We start from the raw sequence: 9,532 nt of genomic DNA on the forward strand, positions 1-9,532 counted from the left end.
CCACATAGGACTGCTCCACCTCTTCCAGCAGCGCCAGCGCCCGCACCGTGGGCCGCAGCCGCCCTTTCACGCGCTCGAACAGCGCCAGTCCCAGCACCTGCTCCAGCCGCGCCAGCTCGCGGCTGACCGTGGGCTGCGAGCTGTGCAGCAGTTCGGCCGCGCGCGTGACATGGCCGGTGGTCATCACCGCGCGGAACACCTCGACCTGGCGGTGCGTGAGTTTCATATCCAGAATGAATGAATGGCCGACATCTGAGCATTTTGCAATATGGATTGCCAACGGCATGATGCCGCGATGAACCCGTCCCGCTCACCCTTTTCCGCCGCCCAGCTGCGCGCGCTGGCCCGTGAACACGGCACGCCGCTGTGGGTCTATGACGCAGCCACCATCCGCGAGCGCATTGCCGACCTGCAGGCCTTCAACACCGTGCGCTTCGCGCAAAAGGCCAACTCCAACACCCATTTGCTGCGGCTGATGCGCGCACAAGGCGTGGTGGTGGACGCAGTCTCGCGTGGCGAGATCGAGCGCGCACTGGCCGCGGGCTACAGCGCCGAGCCGAATGCCCAAGGCGCGTCGGGCATCGTCTTCACCGCCGACTTGTTCGACGCGGCGACGCTGGACACCGTGATCCGCCACAAGATCCCCGTCAACGCCGGCTCGATCGACATGCTGGACCAGCTCGGCGCGCGCTCACCCGGCCACGCGGTCTGGCTGCGCATCAACCCCGGCTTCGGCCACGGCCACAGCAACAAGACCAACACCGGCGGCGAGCACAGCAAGCACGGCATCTGGCACAGCGACCTGCCCGCTGCGCTGGCCCGCATCGGCCTGCACAAGCTGCACCTGGTCGGCCTGCACATGCACATCGGCTCGGGCGTGGACTACTCCCACCTGCAGCAGGTTTGCGCGGCCATGGTTGCGCTGGTCAAGCAGACCGGCGTGAAGCTCGAAGCCATCTCGGCCGGCGGCGGGCTGTCCATTCCCTACCGGGATGGCGAGCCGCGCATCGACACCGCGCACTACTTCAGCCTCTGGGACGCCGCCCGCCGCGAGATCGCCAGCCACCTGGGCCAGCCGGTCAAGCTGGAGCTGGAACCGGGCCGCTACCTGGTGGCCGAATCCGGCGTGCTGCTGGCCGAGGTACGTGCCACCAAGCGCATGGGCGGCAACGATTTCGTGCTGGTGGACGCTGGCTTCTCCGACCTGATGCGCCCGGCCATGTACGGCAGCCACCATGAGATGAGCCTGATCCCGGCCGATGCGGCAGAAGACCTCTCTGCGCGGCCGCTGCAAGCCAGCGTGGTCGCAGGGCCGCTGTGCGAGTCAGGTGACGTGTTCACGCAGGGCGAAGGCGGCGTGGTGCTGCAGCGCGAGCTGCCGCAGGCGCGCGTGGGCGACCTGCTGGTGCTGCACGACACAGGCGCCTATGGCGCGTCGATGTCCTCCAACTACAACAGCCGGCCGCTGATCGCCGAAGTGCTGGTCGACGGCGGCGAGGCACGGCTGATCCGCCGCCGCCAGACGGTGGAAGAGCTCTTGGCGCTGGAATCGGTTTGAACCGGAGGACAATGTTGGGCTGCTTCGCATCACGAGGCACCCGACAAGAACGCCACAAGGACGAGCCATGAGCCTCAAGGACCAGATCACCGAAGACATGAAGACGGCGATGCGCGCCAAGGACAGCGAGCGCCTGGCCACCATCCGCCTGCTGCTGGCGGCCTGCAAGCAGAAGGAAGTCGACGAGCGCGTGACGCTGGACGACGCGATGGTGATCGGCCTGATCGACAAGATGATCAAGCAGCGCAAGGACTCCATCACCGCCTTCGAGCAAGGCGGCCGCCAGGACCTGGCCGACAAGGAAGCCGCGGAGCTGAAGGTGCTGTCGGCCTACCTGCCCGAGCGCCTGTCGGCCGAGCAGATTGACGCCGAAGTGGCCGCGCTGGTCGCCTCGCTGGGCGCCAAGGGCCCGGGCGACATGGGCAAGGTCATGGGCGCGGTGAAGACCCAGCTCGCAGGCAAGGCCGACATGGGCCTGGTCTCGGCCGCTGTCAAGAAAGCCCTGAATCCTTGAACATTCGGAGAACAACGACATGAACACCCAACTGCCGATCCGCGCGCTGACCGCCGACGTCTACGTCGCCCCGCAACTCGAACCCGCGGCGATGGCCGAACTGGCCCGGCTGGGCTTTCGCAGCGTCATCAACAACCGCCCCGACGGCGAAGGCGGCCCCGAGCAGCCGACCAGCGCGCAGGTCGAAGCGGCTGCGCAAGCCGCCGGCCTGAGCTATCGCCACCTGCCCGTCAGTGGCGTCTACCAGTCGCCCGAAGAAATCGCCGCATTTGGCGCGCTGATGGCCGAACTGCCGCGCCCGCTGCTGGCCTTCTGCCGCTCCGGCGCACGCTCGACCAAGCTGTTCCAATCCAGCGGCGCAGCCTGAGCATTCAGAGGCCGGCGCCACTGGTGACGGCCTCATAGTGGCTTTCCCTGAGCACGCCTGTGCCCAGGGCGGAAGGCCCGCATCAGCCGATACAGTGAAGCAGATGGCGCACGTTTTCCCGTGCGCCTTTCCATTTGCTCACCGAAAGCGGCCATGTCGTTTGCCTGCTCCGCCTTGCCTCCGCGCCGGAGGCCCGCATGAAAGCCCTGCTCGCCCTTGCCCACGGCATTGACTGGCTGAACACCCGCTTCGCCCGCCTCGCCGGCTGGGCCGTCATCCTGTCGTGCTTCATCAGCGCCGGCAACGCCGTCGTGCGCTATGCCTTCGGCTACAGCTCCAATGGCTGGCTGGAGATCCAGTGGTACCTGTTCGCCGCCTGCGTGATGCTGGGTGCGGCCAACGTGCTGCAGCACAACGAACATGTGCGGGTCGACATCTTCTACGCCCGGCTCAGCGGCCGCGGCAAGGTCTGGGTGGACCTGTTCGGGCTGGTCTTTTTCCTGGTGCCGGTGATGCTGGCGATGCTGTGGTTCGCCACGCCGCTGTTCTGGCGCTGGTTCCTCTCGGGCGAGGTCTCCAGCAATGCCGGCGGCCTGGTGCGCTGGCCGGCCATGCTGATGCTGCCACTGGGCTTTGGCCTGATGCTGCTGCAAGGCCTGGGTGAAATCATCAAGCGCGTGGGCTGGCTGATGAACATCTACCAGATGGACATCCACTACGACAGGCCACTGCAATGATCGCGATGGAGAACTTCGCGCCGGTGATGTTCGCCGGCCTGATCCTCGTGATGCTGCTGGGCTTCCCGGTCGCGTTTTCGCTGGCCGCGCTGGGCCTGGGCTGCGGCATCTTCGCAGTCTTCATGGGCTGGTTCCCGGCCGAGTTCATGGCCGCGCTGCCGCAGAACGTCTTCGGCATCCTGTCCAACGACCTGCTGCTGGCCATCCCGTTTTTCACGATGATGGGCACGCTGCTGGAGAAGTGCGGCCTGGCCGAGGACATGCTGGATTCGATGGGCCAGCTGTTCGGCCCGATCCGCGGCGGCCTGGGCTATTCGGTGATCATCGTCGGCTTCATCCTCGGCGCCATCACCGGCACCGTGGCCGGCCAGGTGATTGCGATGGCGATGATCTCGCTGCCGGTGATGATGCGCTACGGCTACAACATGCGCTACGCCACCGGCGTGCTGGCGGCCTCGGGCACCATCACGCAGATCGTGCCGCCGTCTCTCGTGCTGGTGGTGCTGGCCGACCAGCTCGGGCGCTCGGTGGGCGACATGTACAAGGGCGCCTGGGGCCCGTCCATCCTGCAGGTGCTGATCTTCGCGCTCTACACCTTCGTGCTGAGCCGCGTGAGGCCGGAACATGTGCCCGGAGTGCCCAAGGAAAGCCGCACGCTGCTGGGCTGGGCGCTGTGGGCCAAGTGCCTGCGCGGCATCATCCCGTCGGCCATCCTGATCTTCGCCGTGCTGGGCAGCATGGGCGGCCTGCCGGGGCTGGACACGGCCGTCGCCACACCCACCGAAGCCGGCGCGATGGGCGCGGTCGGCGCCTTCATCCTGGCCGGCATGTACGGGCGGCTGACCTGGCCGCTGGTGCGCGACGCGATGTACAGCACCGCACGCATCACCGCGATGGTGGTCTACATCCTGATCGGCTCGCGCGTCTTCTCGCTGGTCTTCCAGGGCGTGGACGGCGGGCGCTGGATCGAGCACATGCTGTCTGGCCTGCCGGGCGGCCAGATCGGCTTCCTGATCGTCGTCAACATCTTCATCTTCTTCCTGGCGTTTTTCCTCGACTTCTTCGAGATCGCCTTCATCATCCTGCCGCTGCTCGGGCCGGTGGCCGAGAAGATGGGCATCGACCTGGTCTGGTTCGGCGTGATGCTGTGCGTGAACATGCAGACCAGCTTCATGCACCCGCCGTTCGGCTTTGCGCTGTTCTACCTGCGTGGCATTGCCGACTCGCTGTTCAAGAACGGCGCCATTCCGCGCAAGGTCGAATCCAAGGACATCTACCTCGGCGCCGTGCCCTGGGTGCTGATGCAGCTGATCCTGGTGGCCATCGTGATCTTCGTGCCGCAGTCGGTCACGATCTTCCTGGACAAGCCGCAGGTGCTGGACCTGAACAAGGCGACCGAGACGCTGCAGAACATGGGCGCGGCGCCGTCCGATGAAGCGGCCTCCATGCCCGATTTCCCGGTGCCCGAAGGCGCGTCGGAAGCGGCGTCCGAACCCGACCCGATGGACGTTTTCAAGACGCCGGCAGCCAAGCCCTGAGCGGGGCAACACCGACGCAAAAAGGGCGGCCCGAAGGTCGCCCTTTGCTCATTGCCGAGACGCTGTTGCTCAGAGCTTCTGCGCCTGCATGAAGCTGTCGAAACGGGCTTCGGTGAAGCGGAACCACAGGTTCTGGTCGCGACGGAAGGCGTCGTAGTCGCTGTAGATCTTCTTCCAGGCCGGGTTGCTGCTGTTCAACTCGGCATAGACCTCCATTGAGGTCTTGAACGCAGCGTCCATGATGGCCTTGGGGAAGGCGATCAGCTTGGTGTTCGACGCCACCAGCTGCTTGAGTGCCGGCGGGTTGCGAGCGTCGTACTTGGCCTGCATGTCCACATGCGCGTAGGCGCTGGCCGCTTCGACGATGGCCTTGTACTCGGCCGACAGGCTCTCGTAGGCCTTCTTGTTGATGAACAGGTCGACCTGCGGGCCGCCCTCCCACCAGCCGGGGTAGAGGTAGTAAGGCGCAACCTTGTAGAAGCCCAGCTTCTGGTCGTCGTAGGGGCCGACCCATTCGGCCGCGTCGATCGTGCCTTTTTCCAGTGCCTGGTAGATCTCGCTGCCCGGCAGGTTCTGCGGCACCGCGCCCAGGCGTTCGACGATCTTGCCGGCGAAGCCGCCAATGCGGAACTTCAGGCCCTTCATGTCGTCCAGCGACTTGATCTCCTTGCGGAACCAGCCGCCCATCTGCGCACCGGTGTTGCCGCAGGGGAAGTTGACGATGTTGTAGCCGTCGTAGAACTCGCGCATCAGCTTCAGGCCGTTGCCCTCGAACATCCACGCGCTCATCTGCCGGCTGTTAAGGCCAAACGGAATGGCCGCGCCGATGGCAAAGGTCGGGTCCTTGCCGAAGAAGTAATAAGGCACCGTGTGGCAGGCCTCGACGGTGCCGTTCTGCACGCCGTCCACGACACCCAGCGGCGGCATCAGTTCACCCGCAGCGTGCACGGTGATCTGGAACTTGCCGCCAGTCATCTCGCCGACCTTCTTGGCGAAGACTTCGCCGGCGCCAAAAATCGTGTCCAGCGACTTCGGGAAGCTGGAAGCCACGCGCCAGCGCAGGGTGGCCTGCGCGTGCACGATGGCCGGCGCGCTGCCGGCCGCCAGCACGCCAGCCAGCCCCGCGCCACGCACAAACGAACGTCGTTCGATCATCGAGTTGTCTCCTGAGAATTGCTGCTTGAGTGCCAGGAATTCTAGGAGTCGTCCCCTGCAGGCTTCCCCGGTGGAAGCCCCTGTGTGACGGACGGCAACACCCCAGCTTTGCGCACTCGCGAAGCCGGGTGCACCATCTCTCAGCTGCCGGCGATCTTCATCTTGTCGAGCAGGACAGAACCTACCGTTTTCGCGCCGAGGTTGTAGGTGTCGGTGCCGACCGCGACGATGCTGCGCAGCATGTGCTGCAGCTGGCCGGCAATGGTGATCTCGTGCACCGGGAAGGCGATCTGGCCGTTCTCGACCCAATACCCGGCCGCGCCGCGCGAGTAGTCGCCGGTCACGTAGTTCACGCCCTGGCCCATCAGCTCTGTGACGAACAGGCCGCGGTGCAGCTTGCGCAGCATCTCTTCGAGGTGGTCGCCGGGCTGGGTCAGCCGGCTGGTGAGACGCAGGTTCTGCGAGCCACCGGCATGGCCGGTAGTCTTCATGTCCAGCTTGCGAGCCGAATAGCTGGACAGGAAATAGCCCTGCACCACGCCGCCCTGCACCACCTGGCGCGCCCTGGTGCGCACGCCCTCATCGTCAAACGGCGCACTGCCCTTGGCACCGCGCTCGAACGGGTCTTCCAGCACGTCGATGTGGTCGGCCCAGACGGCCTTGCCCAGGCTGTCCTGCAGGAAGCTGGCCTTGCGGTACAGCGCGCCGCCGCTGGTGCCCTGCACAAAAGCGCCCAGCAGCCCGGCGGCCACGGTGGACTCGAACAGCACCGGCACCTCGCAGGTGGCGATCTTGCGCGACTTCAGGCGCGACAGCGCACGCTCCGCGGCGTAGCGGCCCACCGCCTCCGGCGCGGCCAGGTCCAGCGCGTTGCGCATCGAGCTGTACCAGTAGTCGCGCTGCATGTGGGCGCCCTTGCCGGCAATCGGCGAGACCGACAGCGAATGCCGCGAGCTGGCATACCCACCACGGAAGCCGCGGCTGTTGCCGGCCCAGAAGTGCGACTGCTGGGCCGAGACCGCACCGCCTTCGGAGTTGGTGATGCGCTTGTCCAGCTTCAGGGCCGCGTCCTCCGTGCGGCGCGCCAGAGCGGCGGCAGTGTCAGCGTCCAGCGCCCAGGGGTGGAACAGGTCCAGTTCGCGGGCCACCTCTTCGGCCGTCGCCAGGTCTTCGGCATCCGGCAGGCCGGCCGCAGGATCTTCGGCGGTGAAGCGGGCAATGTCGTAGGCGGCCTGCACCGTCTGCTGCAGCGCGGTGTGCGAGAAGTCGGAGGTGCTGGCATTGCCGCGGCGCTGGCCCAGGTAGACCGACACGCCGACCGATTTGTCGCGGTTGCGCTCGACGTTCTCGACCTCGCCCATGCGCACCGAGACGCTCAGGCCGCTGCCTTCGGACACCTCGGCGCCTGCGTCGCTGGCGCCCAGCGCCTTGGCCATGCCCAGCACATCGTCGACGATCTGCTGGAACTGCTCGCGGGAATAGGCAAAGCCCTGGGACGTGGTGGGCGACGAAGAGGAGGTCATCGGAGGCGGCTCGTGCTTGTTATGAGGAAATGCCACGGCGCCCCTTGCAGTCGCGGCTGGCGGCAAGAGGGGCGCGTGGGCTGAATTGCGGGACAATCATAGCGATCTGCAGCCCCGAGGCGCCCCGCCTCGACAACGGCCTTTTCCCAGGCCCTCTCCTTCATGCGTCGCGCGCCTCCCTCGCCCCCTTCCCTGGCTCCGAACCCCGATCCCGACCTCGACTCCGAACTGCCGAACGAAGCGCAGGCCGAGGAGGAAGATGATCGGCCCAGCAAATCGGAGATGAAGCGGCAGAGCCATGTGCTGCAACAGCTGGGCCTGCAACTCAGCGAACTGTCGGGCGCACGCCTGGAGGCGCTGGAGTTGCCCGAGTCCCTGACTGACGCGCTGGACACCTACCGCAAGACGCGCTCGTTCGAAGGCCGCCGCCGCCAGCTGCAGTACGTCGGCAAGCTGATGCGCCAAGTCGACCCCGAGCCGATCCGCGAAGCGATCGCCGCCTCCAAGCTGGGCAGCGCCAAGGAGACGCTGGCGCTGCACCATGCCGAACGCTGGCGCGAGGAACTGCTGGCCGGCGACGACGCCGTGACCCGCTGGATGAACGCCCACCCGCAAACCGATGCCCAGCATCTGCGCAACCTGCTGCGCTCGGCCCGCAAGGACTTGCTGAACACCACGCCGGACCAGCGCCACGGCCGCCCCTACCGCGAGCTGTTCCAGCTGATCAAGAACGGCCTGGCCGCCGCCCAGGCGGCCGAGCTCGCGGACGACGAGGCCGCCGGCGATGACGAGTGAGGCCCAGTTCGAGCCGGTGCGCATCGGCCTGGTGTCGATCAGCGACCGCGCCTCGGCCGGCGTCTACGAGGACAAGGGCCTATCCGCGCTGCAGGACTGGCTCAGCCGCGCGCTGCGCAACCCCATCGCATGGGAAACCCGGCTGATTCCGGACGAGCAGGAAGGCATCAGCGCCTGCCTGCGCGAGCTAGTGGACCAGGCCCACTGCGACCTGGTGCTGACCACCGGCGGCACCGGCCCTGCGCCACGCGACGTGACACCCGAAGCCACGCTGGCCGTGGCTGACAAGGTCTTGCCGGGCTTTGGCGAGCAGATGCGGGCCATCAGCCTGCGCTTCGTGCCAACCGCCATCCTGTCGCGCCAGGTCGGCGTGATCCGCGGCAAGGCGCTGGTGTTCAACCTGCCCGGCCAGCCAAAGTCCATCGCCGAGACCTTGCAAGGCCTGCCCGATGCGCAGCCGCCGGTGCCTGGCATCTTTGCCGCGGTGCCGTATTGCATCGACCTCATCGGCGGGCCGTACCTCGCATGCGACCCGGCGCTGTGCAAGGCATTCCGGCCCAAGTCCGCCCAACGGCCACAGCCCGGCTCGGCACCTGCTACTTCCTGAACCACCACCTGCATGAAGCCACGTGCCCTGCTGCCCGCCGCGCCCCGAACCTGGTTGTTCGCCCTGATCGCAGCAGCAGGTGCAGCGCAGGCCGCCGACGAGCCCAGCACCGTCTACACCGTGGTGCCCAGCGACACCTTGATTGGCCTGACGCGCACCGTGCTGGTCTCGCGCGAGGCCTGGACCGAGGTTGCGAAGCTGAACCAGCTGCCGGACCCGAACCGCATCTACCCGAACCAGCGGCTGGCCGTGCCGCTGCGCCTGCTGCGCCGCACCGATCCGCCCGCCCGCATCGTGAGCGCGGACGGCGACGTGCGCGCGGCCGGTCAGCCGGTGAAGGCTGGTGACGCCCTGCCGGCAGGTGCCGTGCTCAGCACCGCCGAGGGCAGTTCGGCCGTGGTCCAGCTGGGCGACGGCTCGCGCATGAAGCTGGCGCCCGCCAGCCAGGCCCAGTTGGCCGAACACCGGCGCTACATGGTCAAGGCCGGCACCAAGGCCACGCCCGAGGGCGAAGGCCTGTTCGCCACCAGCATGCGGCTGGTGAAGGGCACGGTGGAAATGCTGGCCAGCAAGGTGCTGCGCGCCAAGCCGCTGGAAGTCGAGACGCCCACCGCCGTCATTGGCGTGCGCGGCACCGAATACCGGGTGCACTACGACCCGGTGCTCGCCGCCCGCACCGAGGTCCTGGAGGGCAAGGTGCAGGCCGACGCAGCCAATGAAGCCGGCCAGCGCGGTGAA

Annotated in this window: 11 protein-coding genes; 8 read left to right on the forward strand and 3 right to left on the reverse strand. The window is 67.0% G+C overall.

All coding sequences use genetic code 11. The features are described 5' to 3' along the window. A partial coding sequence (locus FKP22_RS12150) for a LysR family transcriptional regulator (protein WP_141287755.1) occupies window positions 1-226 on the reverse strand: 226 nt, incomplete at its 3' end. A gap of 69 nt (window positions 227-295) precedes the next feature. Here FKP22_RS12150 and lysA point away from each other — a divergent pair. The 5 genes from lysA to FKP22_RS12175 all read left to right on the forward strand — a co-directional run bounded on the left by lysA (window position 296) and on the right by FKP22_RS12175 (window position 4,714). Beyond that, window positions 296-1,558, forward strand: a complete 1,263-nt coding sequence (lysA, locus tag FKP22_RS12155) for a diaminopimelate decarboxylase (protein ID WP_141287756.1) — start codon at window positions 296-298, stop codon at window positions 1,556-1,558. Window positions 1,559-1,625: 67 nt separating this feature from the next. Continuing rightward, window positions 1,626-2,072: a GatB/YqeY domain-containing protein gene (locus FKP22_RS12160; protein WP_141287757.1), complete on the forward strand. Its 447-nt coding sequence runs from the start codon at window positions 1,626-1,628 to the stop codon at window positions 2,070-2,072. A gap of 19 nt (window positions 2,073-2,091) precedes the next feature. Beyond that, window positions 2,092-2,439, forward strand: a complete 348-nt coding sequence (locus FKP22_RS12165) for a protein tyrosine phosphatase family protein (RefSeq protein ID WP_141287758.1) — start codon at window positions 2,092-2,094, stop codon at window positions 2,437-2,439. A gap of 197 nt (window positions 2,440-2,636) precedes the next feature. Further along, on the forward strand, window positions 2,637-3,176 hold the full coding sequence (locus FKP22_RS12170; protein ID WP_141287759.1) for a TRAP transporter small permease subunit: 540 nt from the start codon (window positions 2,637-2,639) through the stop codon (window positions 3,174-3,176). Next, window positions 3,176-4,714 (forward strand): TRAP transporter large permease, encoded by a 1,539-nt coding sequence (locus FKP22_RS12175; RefSeq protein ID WP_141287763.1) that lies wholly within the window; start codon window positions 3,176-3,178, stop codon window positions 4,712-4,714. Before FKP22_RS12170 ends, FKP22_RS12175 begins: the two co-directional genes overlap by 1 nt. A 69-nt stretch (window positions 4,715-4,783) precedes the next feature. Here FKP22_RS12175 and FKP22_RS12180 read toward each other — a convergent pair whose 3' ends face one another. Both FKP22_RS12180 and pmbA read right to left on the reverse strand, forming a co-directional pair. After that, window positions 4,784-5,866, reverse strand: a complete 1,083-nt coding sequence (locus tag FKP22_RS12180; protein ID WP_141287764.1) for a TRAP transporter substrate-binding protein — start codon at window positions 5,864-5,866, stop codon at window positions 4,784-4,786. Window positions 5,867-6,009: 143 nt separating this feature from the next. Continuing rightward, a complete protein-coding gene (gene pmbA, locus FKP22_RS12185) occupies window positions 6,010-7,392 on the reverse strand; it encodes a metalloprotease PmbA (RefSeq protein ID WP_141287760.1) in 1,383 nt (460 codons plus the stop codon). 162 nt (window positions 7,393-7,554) lie between these two features. Here pmbA and yjgA point away from each other — a divergent pair, with 162 nt between their 5' ends. From yjgA to FKP22_RS12200, 3 genes are all read left to right on the forward strand, one after another. Beyond that, on the forward strand, window positions 7,555-8,187 hold the full coding sequence (gene yjgA / locus FKP22_RS12190) for a ribosome biogenesis factor YjgA (protein WP_141287761.1): 633 nt from the start codon (window positions 7,555-7,557) through the stop codon (window positions 8,185-8,187). Beyond that, window positions 8,177-8,794, forward strand: a complete 618-nt coding sequence (mog, locus tag FKP22_RS12195) for a molybdopterin adenylyltransferase (protein ID WP_141287762.1) — start codon at window positions 8,177-8,179, stop codon at window positions 8,792-8,794. Before yjgA ends, mog begins: the two co-directional genes overlap by 11 nt. A 12-nt stretch (window positions 8,795-8,806) precedes the next feature. Then, window positions 8,807-9,532: FecR family protein (locus FKP22_RS12200; protein WP_170200864.1), on the forward strand; the 726-nt coding region annotated here is incomplete at its 3' end.

The organism is Ideonella azotifigens (genome assembly GCF_006519715.1).
Taxonomy (GTDB): domain Bacteria; phylum Pseudomonadota; class Gammaproteobacteria; order Burkholderiales; family Burkholderiaceae_C; genus Ideonella; species Ideonella azotifigens.

What these genes read in the sequence shown, in the direction of transcription:
- lysA (WP_141287756.1), top strand. Translation starts at nt 296, where the DNA reads ATGAACCCGTCCCGCTCACCCTTTTCCGCCGCCCAGCTGCGCGCGCTG.
- FKP22_RS12160 (WP_141287757.1), top strand. Translation starts at nt 1,626, where the DNA reads ATGAGCCTCAAGGACCAGATCACCGAAGACATGAAGACGGCGATGCGC.
- FKP22_RS12165 (WP_141287758.1), top strand. Translation starts at nt 2,092, where the DNA reads ATGAACACCCAACTGCCGATCCGCGCGCTGACCGCCGACGTCTACGTC.
- FKP22_RS12170 (WP_141287759.1), top strand. Translation starts at nt 2,637, where the DNA reads ATGAAAGCCCTGCTCGCCCTTGCCCACGGCATTGACTGGCTGAACACC.
- pmbA (WP_141287760.1), bottom strand. Translation starts at nt 7,392, where the DNA reads ATGACCTCCTCTTCGTCGCCCACCACGTCCCAGGGCTTTGCCTATTCC.
- yjgA (WP_141287761.1), top strand. Translation starts at nt 7,555, where the DNA reads ATGCGTCGCGCGCCTCCCTCGCCCCCTTCCCTGGCTCCGAACCCCGAT.
- mog (WP_141287762.1), top strand. Translation starts at nt 8,177, where the DNA reads ATGACGAGTGAGGCCCAGTTCGAGCCGGTGCGCATCGGCCTGGTGTCG.